The sequence below is a fragment of the Luteimonas salinisoli genome, assembly GCF_013425525.1.
In the GTDB taxonomy this organism is placed as follows: domain Bacteria; phylum Pseudomonadota; class Gammaproteobacteria; order Xanthomonadales; family Xanthomonadaceae; genus Luteimonas; species Luteimonas salinisoli.
Map to the genome: position 1 here is coordinate 48,829 of NZ_JACCKA010000072.1, position 19,407 is coordinate 68,235.

General features: G+C 71.6%; 19 protein-coding genes. 6 read left to right on the forward strand and 13 right to left on the reverse strand.

The genetic code is table 11. The annotated features are described in order from the left end of the window. Window positions 1–24: 24 nt before the first annotated feature. The 4 genes from H0E84_RS12115 to H0E84_RS12130 form a co-directional block, all read right to left on the reverse strand. The gene (locus H0E84_RS12115; protein ID WP_180678902.1) at window positions 25–1,011 is read right to left on the reverse strand and encodes a lipase family protein; all 987 of its coding nucleotides are present in this window, start codon (window positions 1,009–1,011) and stop codon (window positions 25–27) included. A 210-nt stretch (window positions 1,012–1,221) separates the two neighbouring features. Continuing rightward, a complete protein-coding gene (locus tag H0E84_RS12120) occupies window positions 1,222–2,661 on the reverse strand; it encodes an amidohydrolase family protein (protein ID WP_180678903.1) in 1,440 nt (479 codons plus the stop codon). Further along, window positions 2,658–3,911 carry a DUF418 domain-containing protein gene (locus H0E84_RS20680; protein WP_180678904.1) on the reverse strand — a complete coding sequence of 418 codons (1,254 nt, stop codon included), beginning with the start codon at window positions 3,909–3,911 and terminating at the stop codon, window positions 2,658–2,660. Before H0E84_RS20680 ends, H0E84_RS12120 begins: the two co-directional genes overlap by 4 nt. A gap of 60 nt (window positions 3,912–3,971) precedes the next feature. Next, window positions 3,972–4,940, reverse strand: coding sequence for a polysaccharide deacetylase family protein (locus tag H0E84_RS12130; protein ID WP_180678905.1), 969 nt, complete (start codon window positions 4,938–4,940; stop codon window positions 3,972–3,974). Window positions 4,941–5,196: 256 nt separating this feature from the next. On the opposite strand from H0E84_RS12130, the gene H0E84_RS12135 reads away from it, so the two are divergent. Beyond that, a complete protein-coding gene (locus H0E84_RS12135; protein WP_180678906.1) occupies window positions 5,197–5,913 on the forward strand; it encodes a flagellar brake protein in 717 nt (238 codons plus the stop codon). A 119-nt stretch (window positions 5,914–6,032) separates the two neighbouring features. Then, entirely contained in the window at window positions 6,033–7,850 is a 1,818-nt protein-coding gene (locus H0E84_RS12140; protein WP_180678907.1) for a DUF885 domain-containing protein, read from the forward strand. A 55-nt stretch (window positions 7,851–7,905) separates the two neighbouring features. Here H0E84_RS12140 and H0E84_RS12145 read toward each other — a convergent pair whose 3' ends face one another. Beyond that, the gene (locus H0E84_RS12145; RefSeq protein WP_180678908.1) at window positions 7,906–8,385 is read right to left on the reverse strand and encodes an META domain-containing protein; all 480 of its coding nucleotides are present in this window, start codon (window positions 8,383–8,385) and stop codon (window positions 7,906–7,908) included. 197 nt (window positions 8,386–8,582) lie between these two features. Between H0E84_RS12145 and H0E84_RS12150 the strand changes: the two genes are divergently transcribed. Continuing rightward, entirely contained in the window at window positions 8,583–9,587 is a 1,005-nt protein-coding gene (locus H0E84_RS12150) for a patatin-like phospholipase family protein (RefSeq protein ID WP_180678909.1), read from the forward strand. Between the two features lie 33 nt (window positions 9,588–9,620). Here H0E84_RS12150 and H0E84_RS12155 read toward each other — a convergent pair whose 3' ends face one another. Next, window positions 9,621–10,064: a tellurite resistance TerB family protein gene (locus H0E84_RS12155; protein ID WP_180678910.1), complete on the reverse strand. Its 444-nt coding sequence runs from the start codon at window positions 10,062–10,064 to the stop codon at window positions 9,621–9,623. Between the two features lie 221 nt (window positions 10,065–10,285). Here H0E84_RS12155 and H0E84_RS12160 point away from each other — a divergent pair, with 221 nt between their 5' ends. Further along, window positions 10,286–11,320 carry a diguanylate cyclase gene (locus H0E84_RS12160; protein ID WP_345776313.1) on the forward strand — a complete coding sequence of 345 codons (1,035 nt, stop codon included), beginning with the start codon at window positions 10,286–10,288 and terminating at the stop codon, window positions 11,318–11,320. An 84-nt stretch (window positions 11,321–11,404) separates the two neighbouring features. Then, entirely contained in the window at window positions 11,405–12,178 is a 774-nt protein-coding gene (locus H0E84_RS12165) for a GAP family protein (RefSeq protein ID WP_180678912.1), read from the forward strand. A gap of 430 nt (window positions 12,179–12,608) precedes the next feature. Here the strand turns inward: H0E84_RS12165 and H0E84_RS12170 are convergent, their stop codons facing one another. The 5 genes from H0E84_RS12170 to H0E84_RS12190 all read right to left on the reverse strand — a co-directional run bounded on the left by H0E84_RS12170 (window position 12,609) and on the right by H0E84_RS12190 (window position 16,321). Continuing rightward, window positions 12,609–12,824, reverse strand: a complete 216-nt coding sequence (locus H0E84_RS12170; RefSeq protein WP_180678913.1) for a hypothetical protein — start codon at window positions 12,822–12,824, stop codon at window positions 12,609–12,611. A gap of 71 nt (window positions 12,825–12,895) precedes the next feature. Then, window positions 12,896–13,324 carry a VOC family protein gene (locus tag H0E84_RS12175; RefSeq protein WP_180678914.1) on the reverse strand — a complete coding sequence of 143 codons (429 nt, stop codon included), beginning with the start codon at window positions 13,322–13,324 and terminating at the stop codon, window positions 12,896–12,898. Between the two features lie 158 nt (window positions 13,325–13,482). Next, the gene (locus tag H0E84_RS12180; protein WP_180678915.1) at window positions 13,483–14,436 is read right to left on the reverse strand and encodes a glutaminase; all 954 of its coding nucleotides are present in this window, start codon (window positions 14,434–14,436) and stop codon (window positions 13,483–13,485) included. 200 nt (window positions 14,437–14,636) lie between these two features. Next, on the reverse strand, window positions 14,637–15,794 hold the full coding sequence (locus H0E84_RS12185) for an NAD-dependent epimerase/dehydratase family protein (protein WP_180678916.1): 1,158 nt from the start codon (window positions 15,792–15,794) through the stop codon (window positions 14,637–14,639). 107 nt (window positions 15,795–15,901) lie between these two features. After that, window positions 15,902–16,321 carry a hypothetical protein gene (locus tag H0E84_RS12190; protein ID WP_180678917.1) on the reverse strand — a complete coding sequence of 140 codons (420 nt, stop codon included), beginning with the start codon at window positions 16,319–16,321 and terminating at the stop codon, window positions 15,902–15,904. Between the two features lie 111 nt (window positions 16,322–16,432). Between H0E84_RS12190 and H0E84_RS12195 the strand changes: the two genes are divergently transcribed. Next, entirely contained in the window at window positions 16,433–17,272 is an 840-nt protein-coding gene (locus H0E84_RS12195; RefSeq protein WP_180678918.1) for a helix-turn-helix domain-containing protein, read from the forward strand. 165 nt (window positions 17,273–17,437) lie between these two features. On the opposite strand, the gene H0E84_RS12200 is transcribed toward H0E84_RS12195, so the two are convergent. Both H0E84_RS12200 and H0E84_RS12205 read right to left on the reverse strand, forming a co-directional pair. Beyond that, complete coding sequence (locus H0E84_RS12200; protein WP_180678919.1) at window positions 17,438–18,274, reverse strand: arylamine N-acetyltransferase family protein; 837 nt, start codon at window positions 18,272–18,274, stop codon at window positions 17,438–17,440. Window positions 18,275–18,476: 202 nt separating this feature from the next. Continuing rightward, window positions 18,477–19,370 carry a bifunctional helix-turn-helix transcriptional regulator/GNAT family N-acetyltransferase gene (locus tag H0E84_RS12205; RefSeq protein WP_180678920.1) on the reverse strand — a complete coding sequence of 298 codons (894 nt, stop codon included), beginning with the start codon at window positions 19,368–19,370 and terminating at the stop codon, window positions 18,477–18,479. Window positions 19,371–19,407 lie beyond the last annotated feature (37 nt).

Here is a 19,407-nt window from a genome sequence, read left to right on the forward strand (position 1 = left end):
GGCGCCGCCGGCGCCCTCGCGCGATCAATCGAGGCCCGCGCCGGCAGGGTCGGGGAAGCCCGGGGCCGCTGCCGAGCGCAGCGATCGTTCGAACGCCAGCGCCTCGCGCGCCCGCTCGGCCCAGGCGACCTGGGCCCCCGGCGGCGGAACGTCGCTCTGCATCAGCCGCGGCGGCGCCACGTGGTCCTGGAAGACGCCGCTCCACACCTGCGGGTGCAGCCACAGCGCATGCTGCAGCACGGTCTGCAGGTTGGCCAGGGAATGGCGCGGCAATTCGTCCACGAACCACGCATCGCGCACGTAGAACGCGGTGCGGAAGCCCTGCCCCACCGGCACGTAGCCGGCCAGCGACGGCGGCATGGTGGGCACGTAGTCCCAGTAGTTGTAGCAGCGCACGCCATTCGCGGCGCCGACACGGGCGTCCCAGGCCTGCTGCCAGCTCAGCGTGCCGACCATCGGACTGGCGAAGTTGATGTTGGTCGCCTGCAGCGACCGGCTGACCGCGAGGTCGAGCGAGAACAACTGGCTCAGCGCGGCCCCCAGGCTGTGTCCGGTCAGGAAGATCCGAGCCGGCGCGAACCGATCCAGCAGCGCGAACAGCTGGCCACGCATCGACGCGGCCATGCCGCCGCCGCGGTTGTGGTAGATCCCGTAGAAGCCCGAGGAGACCTGGGGCGCGGGCTTCAGCGCTCCGGACGCCGGCACGAAGTCGGTGGTGATGAAATCGGCTTCGGCCACCGCGTCCATGTCCGAATCGGTGCCCCGGAACGCGAAAATGCAGGTCCCCGGATCGTACGTGGACTGGAACAGCAGTCCGTAAGGCTCCTCGACGCCGCCGAACAATCCTGCGTCCCAGCCGGTCCAGGAAGCGACCAGCCGGAAGTCGGGCGGCGGCACGATGCGGGTGCCGTCGAAGGCGGCATACGCGGCCATCGAGGCCTGGGCGAGCGCGAGCGTGAGTTGCGGTGCGAGCACCGGCTGGGCGGCAGCCGCCGCGGCAGTCTCGTTCATCGATTCCTTCCCCCTGCAAAAACGACGGCGGTGGCGGCCGTCACGCCCCGGGGCCTGGACCCGGCCCCACCGATCGCCCGTCGGCACGACGGCACGGAGCCGCATGCCGCCGACCTTTCCGGCTGCATAGTTAGCACTGCACGATGCGACTGTCGCCAACGCCGATTCCAGATCGGGCAGGCGGATCTACGCCGCGTCCCGGCGCTAGCGCTAGGGGCGGGCGCGCCCGCCGACCCGTCCGCGGACCTGCTCGAGCAAGGGGGCGGGATCGAACGCCGTACCCTGCTTGAACACCAGCACGGGCCGCGCGATGGCCCCGGGCTCGCGCACGAGGTCGCCCGCCAGCACCACCAGGTCCGCCTGCAGGCCCTGGCGCAAGATCCCGACGCGGTCGGCGATCCCCAGCGTCTCGGCGCCGTTCGCGGTCATGATCCTGATCGCGCCGGGGACGTCGAAGCCGGCCTCCACCAGCAGCTCGAAGTTTCTCTGGTCGCCGAATCCGGGCAGCACATGGCGCCCGGTGTCGGGACCGGCCACCAGCCTGCCGCCGGCGGCGACGAACATCCGCTCGAACGCGAGCATCTTGCCGAACAGCGCGGGCCGGTAGGGCCCGGCGTCGTCCTCGCGCAGGCGCCTCTGGCGTGCGCGGTAGGCTTCGCGCAGCTCCGGCGACATCGCCGCCAGCGCGCGGCCGTCGGCCTGTGGGCGATGCGGGAAATGGGTCTCGCCGATGGCCAGCGTCGAGGTCAGGGTCACCCCCTCCCGAACCAAAAGCGCGACCAGCCCGGCGACGCGCTCGTCGTCCATGTCCAGTTCCGAAAGCGAGGCGCGATTGGAGACGCACTCGCCGGCATGTTTGCCCGCGACGAAGTCCGTGGCGGCCAGCAGGCCGTGCTCGAGGCTGTCGATCCCCATCCGCGCGGCCTCGGCGAAGGTGAGCGAGCACACGTGGCCGGCGACCCTCAGCCCCAGCGCATGCGCCTGGTCGATCGCCGCGGCGGCGACGTCCGGCCGCACGTGGCGATAGAGCTTGATCCACGCGGCTCCGCGACCCGCCCACTGGCGGACGAAATCCCGCGCCTGCTCCGGCGAACCCGGCTTGAACATCGGCGCGTTGCCGCCCGGCCCGGTCAGATAGGGTGCGGACTGGAAGATCCTCGGGCCCGGGACTTCGCCCTCGGCCACTGCGGCGGCAAGCGCGATCTCGCCATCTGCGTCGGCGCTGCCGGCAGTGGCGATCGTGGTCACCCCGGAGGCGAGATACAGACGCGGAGCGGTATGCCTCATCAGCGGCACGCCCGGCATGTGGAGATGGTTGTGCATCCCGACGATGCCGGGAATGACCGTGTGCCCGTGCAGATCGAGCCTGTGCGCCGAGTCCGGCACCGGCGTACTCGCCGAATCGCCGATGGCGACGATCCGGTCTCCGGCGACGACGATCGTCTGGTTCGGAACCGGCGCGCCGCCGGTCCCGTCGACGAGCAGCACCCCTACCAGCGCCACCAGGGGGTGGTCGAAGGCGACGTGGCCCGGGCCGCCGCCCGGATCGTTCGCGACGACCGCGACAGGCCGCTCCGACCCGGAAGCGGGGCACGCGGTCGCGATGAGCAGCGACATGAGGATCGCGGTGCCGATGCGAAACACCCTCATGCGGCGACCCCCTCGAGGCCATCACCTTGTGTCCCCGGGCGCCGGCACGCGCGTCGCATCGGCTGCATCCGGCCGTAGGTGAGCGTACGCCACAACCATTCGAGCGGCCCGAAACGAAACCACCGCAACCACCACGCACTGGCCACCGCCTGCAGCGGAAAGACCACCAGCGCGGCGATGCAGACGCCCGCCATGCCGAAGCGCGGGCCGAGCCCCAGCCCGACGCCGTAGAACAACGCGATGGCCACCGCGGTCTGGGCCAGGTAGTTGGTGAGCGCCATGCGTCCGACCGGCGCGAGCCAGGCGAGCCCGGTCCGCCATGCCGGCCGCTGGAACGCCAGCACGAATGCCGACAGGTAGAACAGCGCGAGGTTCAGTGGCGCCAGGTTGCGCAGCATGCGCAAGGCGAGCCTGCCTGGCTCTTCCCGCAGCCAGGGAATGGCGGTGGCCAGGTCGCGATGGTCGTGCAGGAACAGCAGCGCCGCGATCGCGACCGCGACCGGCAGCGTTGCCAGGCAGCAGCGCTTCCAGAAGCGCAGGTGGTTCGCCGGATCCTGCAGCACCCCGCTCCCTCCGAGGGCCACGCCGATGAGCAGCCGACCGAAGACGTAGGCGGGGAGGATCCACACCGCGACGCGCATGCGCAGATCGCGGGCGAAGTTGCCCTCGAGCATCTCGCTCCAGCGCTCGCTGCCGAATGCGGCCAGCGACTGCGCGGCCGACTCGGCCGAGCCGATCTGCGGCGGCAGCAGTTGCGGCACCACCGGCTGCAGCGCCAACGGAAGCGCCACCACCACCACGACCCCGGCCGCGGCGAGCAGCCGCGGCGCGACCCGGGCGAAGGGCAACAGCGCCAAACCCAGGATCGCGTAGTAGCGGAGGATGTCGCCCCACCACAGCAGCCAGGCGTGGACCAGACCGATCGCCAGCAACACCAGCAGCCGGCGTACGTAGCGCCGCACACGCCCGGGCTGGCCGGCAGCGCGCTGCATCTGCATGGCGAAGCCCACCCCGAACAGGACCGAGAACAGGGTGATCGCGGTGCCGTCCACCAGCATCGCGGTCGCGATGTCGGCCGCGCGGTCGAACGCGGCGCTCGGCAGCGCCTGTCGCTCGGCCTTCGGCAGCAGGGCGTAGAGCGACAGGCTCTTGAGGTTGACCAGCAGAACGCCGAACAGGGCGAAGCCCCGCAGCGCATCCAGCAGGATCAGCCGGCTCTCGCCCCCGGTGGGCGCGGAAGGCTCAGCCACGAACGACGGCCCCTCGCCTGCGCCCCGCCGCCCGGCCGGCGCCCGGGCAGGCCGAACCGGTCACCTGTGGCTGTCCGGTCGTGGGCCGAAGACCTCCGCCCGTTCGACCGCCGCGTCGATCCATGCCTCGTCCTCCGAAACGTGGATCAGCCCCCGGGCGGGCGTGCCGGCGGCATGCGCCAGCGCGGCCACCCGCCCCTGCCCGTTGAACAGCGTCCGCGGCTGCATCTGCGCGATCGGATCGGCGTACGCCTCGTCGATGCCGATGATGCGCCAGCCCGCGTCGCGCAGCGCGCGGACCAGGTCGCCCGCATACAGCGCCGCCAGATCGTTCTCGTGCAACAGCAGCACGTGCGCCGGAGAGCGGCCCAACGTCCGCCGCGCGATCGCATCGTAGAACTCGACGCAACCGACCAGCATGTCGACATAGGTCTTCCGCAGCGCCTCGAAGTCGATCTCCCGGCCCGCGCCGACCGCCTCCTCCACCTTCGCGGCGAGGTACCAGTCGTAGTTGTCCACGGTGACGTAACCGTTGTGCAGCCCGCGCTCGGCCAGCCCGGCGCGGATGGTGTCGCGCGTCGCGGCGTCGGCGCCCTCGTCGAGAAAAGGAAAGCGGAACCATGGCCGCACAGCCTCGAAGGGCGCCAGCGCGCGGGATGCCCGGTCGATGTCCTCGAGGTAGTCCGCCGCCGGAGTACGCGACAGCCAGCGGTGTCCGTGCGAGTGGTTGGCGAGCACGTGGCCCGCCCCGGCATAGGCGCGCAGGCGGCGCTCCTCCGCGGCACCGGAAAGGCCGTGCGTGACGACGAAGAATCCCGCCTGCTCCACGCCGGCCCCGGCAAGCACGCGGATCAGCGCCGCGGTGCGCTGGCTGCCGGAGAAAAGCGCGCCCTCCACAGTCGGCGCGTCGTCGAAGCTGAGGGCGATGCGGCGCTCTTGCGAGCGTGCGGGCGTCCCGCCGGAGAGCGCGAGCACCACTGCGGCCAGGAAGACGATGTGGCAACGGCCTGCAAAGCGAAATTGGGTCACCGATATCCGATCCTGGGTCCCGGGGAGAAAAGTCGCGGCCGTCCGCCGGACGCGGTCGCCATGCAGCCCGGCCGGAGGACCGGCCGCCAGCCCGCCGGCGCCGGAACCGTCCGCAGTGTGCGCGAGCGACGCTGCCGCCGAGCGCTGGCCACTGTAGCATCGCCGACTGCGGCGGTCGGCGCCGTCCGATCGGTCCGCGCGTGCACCGGTCGCTCCGACCGCTACAGTTGTGCGTGCCGCTGCCGTAATCGGGTATATGGGGAGGTCCCTTTCCAGCGCAGAGCGGCAGCTGACGGCGGACGCCACGGACGACAAGTGCCTGCTGCGCGAGCCGCGGATCATCCGCGACCTGCTGCAGCGGCTCGTCGATGGACACTGTGCGCTAGTCGCCACGGCCGACGCCGGCATGCCCGGGGTGACGCTGCCGCCGCTGGCGATCGAGGGCGATACCCTGTGGCTCGGCGTGCCGCGCAATCGCGGTCTGCTGCAGCGCCTGCTGGGCGCCGGACACGTCTCGCTGCAGGGGCTGCTCGACGGCGCGCTGCTGCGTTTCGGCAGCGAGGCGGTGTCCGGCACCCGTGCCGGTGCGCCGGCGCTCGGCATCCCCCTACCCGCGCGCCTGCTGCACGTGCAGCGACGCCGGGACGCGCGGCGCGAGCCGCAGTGCGACCCCCTGGTCTGCAGGATCCATTCCCGCGACCGCGCGGGGCGCGACGCCCCGCTGCGGACCACCATTCGCGACATCGGCGGCGGCGGGCTGGCGCTGATCACCTCGGAGACGCCGCTGCCGTTCGTCTGCGGCGACGTACTGTCCAGATGCGCCATCGAGTTGCCGGAAGCGGAAACGCTCGAGGTGGCGATGCGAGTCCGGCACGTCCGTCTCCTGCGCCAGCACGGCAGGCTGTTGCACCAGTTCGGCTGCGAGTTCGTCGGCCTCGACGCAGCTGCCCAGGCCAGGTTGTCGTCGATCTGACGCGCTGGCGCGCATCGTTCCCCCCGCGTGTCGACCCCGCCGCAGCCCGGTGCGTAGAATCCAGGGCCCGAGCATCGACCAGCGAGGACGACGTGGCCCAGCATCGCGACCCCCGATCCTTGTCGTTCCGCCTCGCCATGGCGCTGGCGGCGGCCATGCTCGCCGCCTGCGCATCCGTGCCCCAATCGCCGCCCCGGCCGTCGCCCTCGCCGGCGGCGCACGCCGCGGACAGCGCGCGCGCCGCCGAGTCGGTGGCCGCATTCTTCGACGCCTACACCGACGAATGGATGCTGCGGCAGCCCTCCGCCGCCACCGGCAGCCGCTACTTCGAGGGCGAACTGCAGGACCGCATGGACCGCGACCTCACCCCGATGACCTCGCAGTTTCGCGAGGAAACCCTGGCTCTGGCGCGCGACGGCCTGACTCGGCTGGCCGCGTTCGACCGCGCCGCCATGAGCGACGACGAGCGCGTCTCGGCCGAGCTGCTGGAATGGCTGCTGCGCAATCACGTCGAGGGCGATCGCTACAGCGACTATCAGTACCCGCTCAACCAGTTCGGCGGCGCCAACGTCGGCCTGCCCAACCTGATGACCGTGGTGCACCCGGTGCGCAGCCCCGGCGATGCCGACAACTACCTGGCGCGGCTGCGCCTGTTCGAGACGCGCATGGGCGAGGCGGTGCAGCGCGCGCGCGAGCTGGCTGCGAAGGGCGTCCTGCCGCCGCGCTTCATCCTCCAGGCCACCATCGAACAGATGCGGCAATTCGTCTCGCCCGACCCGGCCGGCAACCCGCTGGTCGCGACGTTCGCCGAAAGGCTCGAGGGCGTGGACGCGCTGGATGCCTCGGCGCGGCGGGCGCTGGTGCACGAAGCCACGACCATCGTCGCCGGCGAGGTGTACCCGGCCTGGCGGGAGGCCATCGCCACCCTGGAGTCGCAGCTCGCCGACGCCACCGACGATGCCGGGCTGTGGCGCTTCCAGGACGGCGCCGAAGCCTACGCGCACCGACTGCGCCAGTTCACCTCCACCGACCTGAGCGCAGAGCAGATCCATCAGCTCGGCCTGCGCGAAGTGGCGCGGATCGAGGCGGAGATGGACACGATCCTGCGCTCGATCGGCCGCAGCGAGGGCACCGTACGCGAACGGGTCGACCGCTTGAAGACCGATCTCGCCTATCCGGAGACGGACGAGGGCCGTGCGCGGATCATGGCCGACATCGACACCATGATCGCCGATGCCGAACGGCGTTCCGACGCGCTGTTCGACATCCGCCCGCGGACCCCGGTGATCGCCCGGCCCTACCCCGAGTACCGCTGGGCCAGCGCCGCCGCCAGCTACACCGCCCCGCCGCTGGACGGCTCGCGCCCGGGCGTCTACCAGATGCCCCTGCGCAAGGACAGGCTGACCAATTTCGGCCTGCGCACCCTGGTCTACCACGAGACCGTGCCGGGGCATCACTTCCAGATCGCGTTGTCGGTGGAGAACCGGGACCTGCCGAAGTTCCGCCAGACCCGCGCCTTCGGCGGCATTTCCGCCTTCAGCGAGGGCTGGGCGCTGTACGCCGAGCGCCTGGCCGCGGAGGAAGGCTGGTACGAGGGCGATCCCGAAGGGCTGCTCGGGCAACTGGACGCGGAACTGTTCCGCGCCCGCCGCCTGGTGGCCGATACCGGCCTGCACGCCATGCACTGGACCCGCCAGCAGGCGATCGACTACGGCATCCCGCCCTCGGAGGTCGACCGCTACGTGGTGATGCCGGGCCAGGCCACCTCGTACAAGGTCGGCCAGCTGGAGATGATCCGCCTGCGCGACAAGGCCCGCGACGCCCTCGGCGAGCGTTTCGACCCGCGCGGGTTCCACAACCGGGTGCTGCTCACCGGGGTGGTTCCGCTGACGCTGCTGGAGCGCGAGGTCGACGCCTGGGTCGCCGAGCGCGGCTGACCCGCCCGTCCGGCAGCGGTTTCCGAGCTCCGACGCCACCGCGAAGGCGCGGCGATCAGTGCGGCGGCCGGTCGGCCACCCAGCGACTGCTGCGCCCGTCGTCGTGCTCGAGCACGAGCCGTTCCGGGTAGCTTTCGGCGATGCGCCACTGCGCGCGGCCTTCCAGCAGCCCGGCGACCGCAGCGTCGGCCGCCATCAGCGCCTGGTCCTCGCAGGCCATCAGCGTGCTTTCCATCTCCCCGACCCGCAGCCATCCGCCGCTTTCGATGCGATAGCTGCCGCCGATATGGTTGCAGCCGTGTTCGATCGCCACGCGTCCGCCGCCGAACGCCAGCGCGTGCAGGGCGCGACCGCCGGGCAGCACCTCGGCGATCGGCTGGCCCCTCGCGTCGGTCGCGCCCTGCAGGGACCAGCGTCCGACCTGCGCCAGGGGGTCGGCGGCAGCGTCCGTCGGCCCGGGATCCGGCGCCATTGCGCCGCTGCAGGCGACCAGCAGCAGCAGCGGAAGCAACCCTGCGGAACGAGGCATCGTCATGGCGCGGTACCGGATGGGCCAGCCGCCAGCTTACGTCGGGCCAGCACCAGATGGGTGAGCGTCGGCGCCGGCAACCTGGGCAGTACATTCGTAGCCGAGGGACCACAAGCCCACTCCGGCGAACGGCGCCTCGCCTCACCATGGCCGGTCGCAGCGGCGTGCTATACCCGGTACGACGCTCGCCGCGGGGAACGCGCATGCCCGGCCGATGGACGCAACCGCAATCGCTGGACCTTCTGCTCGCGCTGCAGGGCGGCGGCGCCCACGGCGCCTTCACCTGGGGCGTGCTGGACCGCCTGCTCGAGGAGTCCGCCTTCGGCATCGAGGCGGTCAGCGCCACCAGCAGCGGCGCGGTCAACGCCGTGGCGATGGCGCACGGCTGGATCGAGGACGGGCGCGACGGCGCGCGCGCCCATCTGGCCCGCATCTGGCAGCGCATCGGCGAGCAGGGCACGCTCGCCTCCTGGGGCCTGCCGCCGGCCGCGGGGGGCGTGGCCTGGCTGACCGAGTTCGCCCGTCACATGACGCCCGCGCAGCTCAATCCGCTGGGCCTCAACCCGCTGGCGGATCTTCTCGACGAGTCGATCGACTTCGAACGCCTGCGCGCGGCGCCGCCGTTCCGCCTCCACCTCGCGGCCACGCGCGTACGCGACGGCGCACTGGTGCTGTTCGGCGGCGAGCGGGTGACGCGAGAGGCGGTACTGGCCTCGGCCTGCCTGCCGCAGCTGTTCAAGGCGGTGGAGATCGACGGCGACGCCTACTGGGACGGCGGCTACGCCGGCAATCCGGCCCTGGCGCCGCTGGTCTACGAGGCGCGGGCGCGCGACCTGCTGTGCATCCTGGTACAGCCGCTGGAACGCACGCGCCTGCCGTCCAGCGCCCGCGAGATCGCCGACCGCGCGATGGAGCTGACCTTCTCCACCACCTTCCTGCGCGAACTCGAAGCACTGGCCACCAACCAGCAGCTGATCCGCGGCAAGCTGGCGCTGACCTCGCTGGGCCGGCGCCTGCAGTCGCTGCGGCTGCACCTGATGGAACCCGGCGAGTCGCTGGCGGATGCCGGCGGCAAGGCGAAACTCGACACGCGCCCGGCCATGCTCCGCGCCCTGTGCGCGCTGGGCCGGGACCGTGCCGGGCAATGGCTGGAGGCGAACCGCGCCGCGCTCGGCAGCCGCTCCAGCTGGTCGTTGCCGGCGGGATGAGCGGCCCGGCCGCCCGGGCTCCGTCCGTTGCGCTCAACCGCCCCGGGCCGCCAGCTTGCGCCGGATGAACTCCTGGTGCGGCACCGCCAGCAGGTCGGCCACGCGACGCACCAGATGCTCTTCCTGCTGCTCCAGTCGCGCGTCGGCGTAGGCCACGCGCCACATCCATTCCAGCAGCTCGGCACGCTGCTCCGGGGCCAGGCCCGTACGCAGCTGGCGGGTGAACTCGTGCAGCGACACCGACTGCCGCTGCGCCTGCTGGGCCTGGCCCAGCAGTTCCTGCAGTTCGCCCGCATCGAGCCCGAAGGTCCGCCGCATCGCGTCGTGCACGACGTCCAGTTCGGCCTGGTCGCCACCCTCGTCGATCACCGCCAGTTCCAGCATCAGCGCCGCCGCGGCGCGGGGCAGCGCGTGCGTATCGTCGCCAGGCTCATGGCGGCCGACGATGGACTTCAGGCTGGCGAACCAGTCGGTCATGGCCCGAAACCTGCATGGGTGAGAACGGCGGGCGTGGAAAGCGGCGTTCGCAAGGGACGTTCCTGGTCGATCCGGGGTTCCGGATCTGACCCCAGGACGTCATCATGGTTCCGGAGGGGCCGATGCGACCGGCTTCGCTGCCGGCAGACAGGCAGGGAGATCGGCGAACGGGGGCGCCGACGGATGACACAGACCGCCCACAAAGCACGAGAGGCGGCGGGGTGAGGCCCGGGGCGACCGGCGCCCGCGCGTCGCTGCACCGCCGCATCTATCCGTTCCGCGTCGCGGGGATGGCGCTGGGCGGAGTGCCGATGGCGACGGTGCTGTACCTGCAGGGTGCGCCGGCCGGAACCTGGCTGTTCCTGGTGTCTACCGCGCTGTTGTGGCCGCAACTGGCTTGGCTGGCCGCCAGCCGCAGCGCTGACCCGTATCGCGCCGAGACCCGCAATCTGCTGGTCGACTCGGCCCTGGCCGGCTGCTGGGTGCCGCTGATGCACTTCAACCTGCTGCCCAGCACCCTGATCCTCACCCTGACCACGGTCGACAAGATCAGCACCGGCATCCGCGGCCTGTGGCTGCGCTCGCTGCCGGGAATGCTGCTCGCGATGGCAGCGACGACGCTGGTCACCGGCGGTGCGTTCGATCCGGACACGCCGATGCCGGTGATCATCGCCTGCCTGCCGGTGCTGTTGATCCACACCATCTCCGTCAGCCTCGGTAGCTACCGCCTGATCCGCAAGGTGGGCCTGCAGAACCGCGAGCTCGACCGCCTCCACCGCACCGATACCCTGACCGGCCTGTCGGGTCGCAGCGACTGGGAGCAGCACGCCCAGCGCCTGCTGCAGGGGCGGGCTGCAGGCGACGATCCGGCTTGCCTGCTGCTGATCGACATCGACGACTTCAAGCGCGTCAACGACCACCACGGCCACGCCGCCGGCGACGAGGTGCTGCGGGCGATCGCCGCCACGATGAGCGCCTTGCTGCGGCCCGGCGACCGCGCCGGCCGCATCGGCGGCGACGAACTGGTGGTGCTGCTGCCCGCCACGCCCGAGGCGCAGGGCGCGGCGATCGCCGAACGCCTGCGCGGCGCGGTCGAGGCGCTCCGCCTCGACGAGTATCCCGACCTGCGCCCGACCATCAGCGTCGGCCTGGCCCGCTCGAGCGCAGGAGCGTCGTCGCTTCGCGACTGGTTCAACGCCGCCGACCGTGCGCTGTATCGCGCCAAGGATGCGGGCCGCAACCGCGTCGCCGGCTGAGCGGCGAAGAAGTACTTTTCGGCCTGTCGCCTGCCGGCGCCGGCAGGCGATGATCCGTGCTCCTCCCACCGATCCGGCCCCACCATGGACTTCGCCCTGCTACCCGCCCTGCTGGCGCTGGCACTGCTGGACAGCCTCAACCCGTCCGCGCTGGTGGTCGCACTGTGGCTGCTGTCGCGGCCGCAGGCGGCGCCGCGGCTGCTCGCCTACGTGACCGGCATCCTGGCGGCCTACCTCGGGCTCGGCATCGCGATGATGCTCGGCTTCGGCGCCCTGCGCGACGCGATCGGCGACGCCCTCGACCATCCGGTCGCGCTGCTGGTGCAGGGACTGCTCGGCGCGGCGCTGCTGGCCTACGGCATCTTCGCGCCGAAATCGGCGCACCAGGCGCGGGAGCCGCATGCGCCCGCGGGAGGGCGCCTGGCCGGCTACGTGGCACTGGGGATGACCGTGACCGCGGTCGAGCTGGTCACCGCACTGCCCTATTTCGCCGCGGTGGCGCTGATGCTGGCCGCCGATCTCGCCCCGCTGCAGTGGCTGCCGCTGCTGCTCGCCTACAACGCCATCTTCGTCGCGCCGCCGCTGCTGCTGCTGGCGCTGCACGCGCTGCTCGGCAGCCGCACCGACGAGCGCTTCGCCCGCTGGCGCCAGCGCCTGCAACGGGGCGCGCGCGAGGCGGCGCTGTGGATCTTCGCCATCGTCGGCGTCGCCCTGCTGGGCGATGCCGTCTCCCGCCACCTCCAACTCGGCTCCGGAACGCGGGCCGAAGACCCTTCACGACAGCGCGCAGCGCTGGTCATCCATGGAGGTTCGCCCGCGCAAGGCGAGGTGGCGGGGTCTCCGTCTTCGCGGGCATGACGGCAGAAAACCCGCGGGACACCGCGCCAGGGCCTGTCCGGCACCCCGGAGCGGGTATCGAGCGCGATCCAGTTCACCTCCCACGTCCTGCCGCCGTCGACGGAGAACGCCTGTTCGAAGCGGGCCGAGTCCGGCGTGACTTCGGAGATCACGAACCGCACCAGGACCGCCCTCCCATCGACCGTCTCCTGGCCGTAGAACTCGTCGATCCCGTCGCTGAACGCACCGACGACCGGCCGGGTCATGATCCCGTCGGCTAGGTTGCCGTCGTGCATGCTCCATTGCCGTGCCGCCGGGTGGTACAGCCGCAGCGCCACGCCTTCCAGGCGCCCGGCGGGCCCTTCCACCTCCAGTTCCACCGGCTGGAACCCCAGCGCCAGCGCGCATGCCAGCGCGGTGCCCGGGCGCACGGTCGAACCGGTCCTGCCGCTCACGACTCCGGCCACGCGATCAGGCCCTCGGCACCCTCCACCACGACGACTTCGTGCTTTTCGAGCATCGGCACGAGCACGGGCTCCAGCTCCCGCTTCCACGCTTCGCCTTCGTAGAACGAGGACTTCAATCGTTCGCGCGCGGCGGCATCGGCGAACCCGCGCATGAAAAAGAACGCGTCGGGGTGCGGTCCTCCCTCGGGGAGAACGGCCATCTAGACTGCAGCTGCGATCAAAGGCGCGGCGAGGAAGATCTGGCGCCGCTGCGCGCCGTCGGCATCCGGCCCTAGAACGTCACCTTCACCGAGGCGGCGCTGCGCTCGGCCTCGCCGTGATACACCGCCTCGATGTTGTTGCCGTCCGGATCGAGCACGAACGCGGCGTAGTAGCCCGGATGGTAAGGGCGCTCGCCCGGGGCGCCGTTGTCGGAACCGCCGTTGGCGAGCGCGGCCCGGTGGAAGGCCTCCACCATTGCCCGATCGCGCGCCTGGAAGGCCAGATGATGGCGACCGGTGAGCTCGCCCCGCGCGGCCTCGCTGTCGGCCGTGGACACGAACAGCTCGTCGGCCCAGAAGTAGCCCTGGCCGGTGCCGCCCATCGGCACGTCCAGCGCCTCCAGCACCGCTGTGTAGAACGCCTGGCTGGCGGGCAGGTCGCGCACGATCAGCTGCAGGTGGTCGATCAGACGGCCGCGGTGGATTTCCTGGGTTTCCATGGCTGCTCCCGGTGGTGATCGGAGGCGCCTAGCCTGCCAGAAGCCGGCCGGCATAGGCAGCGCCGCCCGACGGATCCGGCGGACCATCTGCGCCGGCCGGCGCCGGGCATGCCCCGGGACCCGCGTGCGCGGCAGCGCCTGCCCGCGCCCGCCGCGCATCAGAACACCGACAACCCGGTCATTCGGGTGAAGCGATGCAGCGCGTAGCCGCCTAGCAGCGAGTTCCCCTTCTCGTCGAGCGCGGGCGACCACACGCACAGACTCATCACGCTGGGTACCACCGCGAGGATGCCGCCGCCCACCCCGCTCTTGGCCGGCAATCCGACGTGGAAGGCGAAATCCCCGGCGGCATCGTAGGTGCCGCAGGTCAGCATGATGGCGTTGATGCGCGTCGCCTGCTCCTCGCTGGTCACCCGCTTGCCGGAAGCCTGGCAGCGTCCGTCCGCCGCCAGGAACTGCGCGCTGCGCGCCAGGTCGACGCAGTTCATGCGCAGCGCGCATTGCAGATAGTAGAAATCGAGCACCGCGTCGACGTCGTTCTCGATATTGTCGAAGCTGCGGATGAAGTTCGCCAGCGCCACGTTGCGATATCCGCTGCGCCGCTCGGACTCCCAGATCTCATCGTCGCGGCCGACCTCGGGGTTGCCCGAGCGCCCGCGCATGAAATGCAGCAGCGCGCCCTCGGGCTGGTCGTAGTGGGACAGGATGACGTCGGCCACCACCATCGCGCCGGCGTTGATGAACGGATTGCGCGGGATGCCCTTCTCGTGCTCGAGCTGGATCAGCGAGTTGAACGGGTCGCCCGACGGCTCGCGGCCCAGGCGCTTCCACAGGTCGTCGCCTACCGCCTCCAGGCCCAGGGTCAGGGTATGCACCTTGGAGATGCTCTGGATCGAGAATGGTTCCCGGGCATCGCCCACCGCGTGCACCTCCCCATCCAGGGTGACCAGCGCCATGCCGAAGCGTTCCTTGGGCACGCAGGCCAGCGCCGGGATGTAGTCCGCCACCTCGCCCTCGCCGAAGCGCTGGCGCACCTCCTCGTCGATGGTGCCCAGGATGTCGGGCAGGTCGTGGCGGCTGAGGTCGTGGGGGTTCTGCGGTGGCTTGCGCATGGCTGGCCCGATCGACGGCGTGGCGGCCAGTGTGCACGCCGCGGCGTCAACCCCAGGTCAGGCCGCAGCAACCGCGGCCGGCAGCTCTCGATGCGAGCGCCTGGCGATGCCAACGCCGTTCCCGACCGCGATGGCTCCGCAATCCGCGGCGGCGCATGCGACTTGCGCCGTTCGAACCGCGAGCGGACGGCAGCCGGCGCCTACCCGGCGGCCTGCCGATGGCCTTGCCAGGCCCGCAGCAACTCGGTCTCGCGCTCGCGGCTCATGCCGGCACGCTGTTCGGCCTGGCGTTCGGCCGGCAGGCCGCCGAGCCACGCGAGCAGGTCGGCCACGGTGGTCGCCAACGGACGGAAGGAGAGGCCGGCGGCGATCGCCCGCGTGTTGTCGACCTGGCCGTAGCCGCCGTATTCGTGCGCGGCCGGGAACCAGACCGGCAACTCGCCGCCGAAACCGACCTCGCGTGCTGCGAGGAATTCGGCCGGCACATGGGTGAAGCGTACCGGGCCGCCGGTCACCGCGTGGATGCCGTGCACCATCGCGTCGGTGGACATGCGGTAGTCGGGGCCGACCGCGTTGAAGGTGCCGGTGGTGCCGTTCTCGGCCAGTCGGATCATCCATTCGGCCAGGTCGCGTCCGTCGATGATCTGCACCGGGTCGCTGCCGTCGCCTGGCACCAGTACCTCGCCGCCGGCGGCGATGCGCCGCGGCCAGTAGCTGAAACGGTCGGTCTCGTCGCGCGGGCCGACGATGTAGCCGGGACGCACGATCGTGGCGCGCTCGCCGAACCGGCGGCGCGCCTCGGCCTCGCTCAGCGCCTTGAGCGGACCGTAGAGGCTCATGTCGGCGCGCAGGCTTTCCATGGTCTCGGCCATGGCATCGGCGCCGCGGTAGTCGGCCAGCGCGGCGTCCTCGTCGATACCCGGGCGCGAGCCGTCCGCATAGACCGAGATCGTCGAGATGAAGAGGTACTGGCCCACCTTGCCCTGCAGTACGTCGGCGGCGTCGCGCACCCAGAACGGCAGACTGGTCGGGTTGTCGATGCACACGTCCCACTCGCGCCCTTCCAGCGCTCCCAGCTCGCCCTTGTTCCGGTCGCCGTGCAGCTGTTCCACTTCGCCCGGCCATTCCGGCGACGGCCGCGATCCGCGGTTGAACAGCGTGACCCGATGCCCGCGCGCCAGCGCGTAGTCGACCTGGAACGGCCCGGTGAAGCCGGTACCGCCCAGGATCAGGATGCGCAGCGGCCGCGCCGCCCGTTCCACCCTTGGGGTCGCGGCGCGAGCGGCGGCGGCGGGGAACGCGGCGGCGGCGGCGGCGAGCGCGCCGAGCTTGAACAGGTCGCGGCGGGTCGTGGGCATTGCGGCATTCCTCGATGGCGGGAAGTCCCAGCCATCGATTGTGGGCATGTCCGCCGGCTCCTGGCCCGTGACGAAAGTGGGGGGGTCTGGGGCGCCGGCTTTGGCCCTCAGGCCGGGACCGGCGGCGCCGGGCGCGTCGCGCGCAGGCCGAACCAGCCCAGCTCGGCGAAGACCAGCACCACCAGCGCCTGCGCGGAGACGAAGGCGATGCCGAGCGGGCTAGGCTGCCAGGTGCCGCCGAACGCCACCCAGGCGCTGCCGGCCACCCAGGCCAGGTTGATCGCCACCACCGCGGCCATGGCGCCGCGCGGCACCGTGGGGCGTCGGGACAGCGCGAGGAGCCAGAGCACGAACGGCACGCAGATCAGGCCGGCGGTGCGCTGCAGCCCCGCGGGCAGCTGCAGCAGCGGCGCCAGCAGATCGGCCGCGGCGAGCAGCAGCAAGGCGGTCGCGCCGGTGGCGAGAGCATCGACGAGCAGCAGACGGGGCGGGAACTTCGGATCGGCGAAAATGCGCTGCAGGGACATCGCTGGGCTCCTCTGGTCGGGGTTGGAAGGATGCTGCGCCGCCGCGGTCCCGTGCGCCATTACCTGCGAAGTAATGACTCATGCACGCGCCGATCCGCTATCGTCGCAGCTATGACTCCGCCCGCCTCCGTACAGCGTCCGGTGGGAGAGCAGCTGCGCCACTGGCGCCGCCGCCGGCTGCTCTCCCAGGAAGACCTCGCCGGCCTGGCCGGCATCTCGTCGCGCCACCTGAGCTTCATGGAGACCGGGCGTTCGGTTCCCAGCCGCGCGATGCTGCTGCGCCTGTCCGATCGCCTGGACGTGCCGCTGCGCGATCGCAACCGCCTGTTCACCGCGGCCGGCTACGCACCGGTCTATGGCGAGCGTGCGCTCGACGATTCCGGGCTGGAGGCGGCACGGCGTACCATCGACCGGCTGCTGCGCGGCCACGAGCCCTATCCGGCGCTGGCGGTCGACCGCCACTGGCAGATGCAGGCGGCCAACCGCGCGCTGGCGCCCTTCCTCCGGGGCGTGGCGCCGGAGCTGCTGGTACCGCCGGTCAACGTCCTGCGCCTGAGCCTGCATCCCGAGGGGGTGGCGCCGCGCATCGTCAACCTGGGCCAATGGCGCGCTCACCTCCTCGATCGGCTGCGCAGGCAGGTGGAGGCCTCCGGGGACGACGTGCTCGACGCGCTGCTGCAGGAACTCCTCGGCTATCCCGCACCGGAACACGACGAGACCCCGGATCCGGCCGCCATCGCCGTGCCCATGCGCCTGCGCAGCGAGGTCGGCGAGCTGTCCTTCCTCAGCACCACCACGGTGTTCGGCACCCCGGTGGAGGTAACCCTGTCGGAACTGGCGATCGAATCGTTCTTCCCCGCCGACGCGAAGACGGCGAAGGTGATGCGCGCGATGTCGCTGGTGGGGCGGGTCATGCGGTTCCGGCTGCCGCTGCCGCAACGCCGCTCCTGAAGCGTGCGACCGGCCCCGGATGGGCCCGCCCCCCAGACGGACCATCACCGAACCACTGGGCGACGGCCTGCAGGCGCTCGGCAGGGCGCCGGGCCTCGGCCGAGCCCATGCCGCGATTGTTCCGCAGCCGTCCCGCCTGCCTCGCGATGCCGGTGTCGGCACCTGCTATCCGGCGCTCGCCACCGTCCGCTTTTCCCGCAGCCGCAACGCGATCGCTTCGCGCAGGCCCGGCCCTGGCGGCACGCGCAGGTCGAACTCGCGGCGCAGCACGTCGACGACCGCGTCGGCATCGGCGAGTTCGCGGCGCTCGCTGCGGGCGCCGACCCGGTGGACGCTGTAGCGGCCGTTCAGCAGCACCTTGCGGATGCCCGGCCCGGTGCGCGCCGCGCGCAGGTGGCCCAGGAAGGGCGAGTCGGGATGCGTGGACACGTACCAGTTGCCGACCTCGCAGTCGATGGCGGCCTGCGGCTGCAAGTCGAAGCGGTACAGCGCGCGCCATTCGCCCGCCACCCGCGCATCGAGGGCGTATTCGCCATCGCGGCGGGCGAGCCGATAGGTCTCGTGCGGGGTCGGCTGTTCCTCGCGGCTGTCCAGCAGCAGCGGCGCGGTCGGCACCATGCCGCCGAAACCGACGTCGACCAGATGCCGCACGCCATCGATGGGCACCAGCAGCGCCAGGTGGGTGCGGGCCCCGGGGACATCGCCTTCGATCACGCGCGCGGCGAGCGCCCGGGCGTCATAGCCCAAATGCTGCAGCAGGGCCAGGAACAGACCGTTGAGTTCGTAGCAGTAGCCGCCGCGCCCGTCATGGAGCAGCTTGCGCTCCAGCGCGGGCAGGTCCAGCGGTACCGGCGCGCGCAGCAGCGTGGCCAGCGTCTCGAACGGGAAGGCGGCGGTATGGCGCAACTGCAGGTCGCGCAGGGTTTCCAACGTGGGCGGCGGCGGCCGGCGGTAGCCTAGGCGCTGCAGATAGGTGACGGTGTCGCGCAGCATCGAGACCATGGGCAAGCACCCTCTTCGATCGGGGGCGCCACTGTGCAACCTGAAGTCGGATTGAGGTCAAGCCTTGCGCTCGGCCACCCGGCTCCGGGCTGGTGCCGGGGACCGGGAGCGGGACGGATCACGCCTTCCGGCACCGGCGTGCGCAGTGCGCAGTGCGCAGCGCTCCGGACCGCTGCAGCGGGCGAGCGCTGCAGGCGCCCGATCACCGCTGCCGCAGCCCTCTTTTCTCGAACCAATGGTGCGCGTAGGGATTGTCGTTGTACCGCGGAATCTCCCGGTAGCCGTTGCGCACGTACATCGCCCGCGCCTCGGCGAGCCCGCGGTTGGTGTCCAGCCGCAGCACGTCGAGGCCGGTCCTGGCGGCATGCGCCTCCAGCGCCTCGAGGATGCGCTGGCCCACTCCCAGCCCCCGGGCCTCGGGCGCCACCCACATGCGCTTGATCTCGCCGACGCCGGCTCCCTCCGCCTTGAGCGCGCCGCAACCGATCGGCTGGCCGTCCAGATGCGCCAGCAACAGCAGGCCACGGGGAGGGACGAGCTCTTCGGGGTCGGCTGGAACGCTGCGAGAGGGATCGAACCCGGTCTCGAAGCGCCGGTCGAGTTCCTGGAAATACGCCTCGAGGCAGGCGCGCGCATCGGCTCCTGCCGGATCGGCCGGCGCGACCGTCACCGCCGAGGCGCGCAGCAGCCGCTCCAGCTCCGCCATCGCAGCCACCAGGCGCCCGCGCTGCGCATCGCCCAGCGGCGCCAGCAGCGAACCGGCGAACTCCTCCGAGCGGCGATCCAGCTCGGCCACTTCCTTCAGCCCCCTGCGCGTCAGCTTCGCACGCCGCACCCGTCGGTCGTCGCGGGCGCGGTCGGAGGTCACCAGGCCCTGCCCCTCCAGCGAGCGCAACAGCCGGCTGAGATAACCGGAATCGAGCGACAACCGCGCCCGCAGGTCGCGTACGTCGGCACCGTCGCGGCTGATCTCGAACAGCACCCTCGCCTCCGCGAGCGGACGGCCGCCTCCGAGATAGCTGTCGCTCAGCACGCCGATCCGCCGCGTCACCGCACGGTTGAAGCTGCGTACCTGCTGAACCTGGCCGGCATCCATTGCCTGACTTTAGTCCGATAATTGGTCGCGCGCAAGC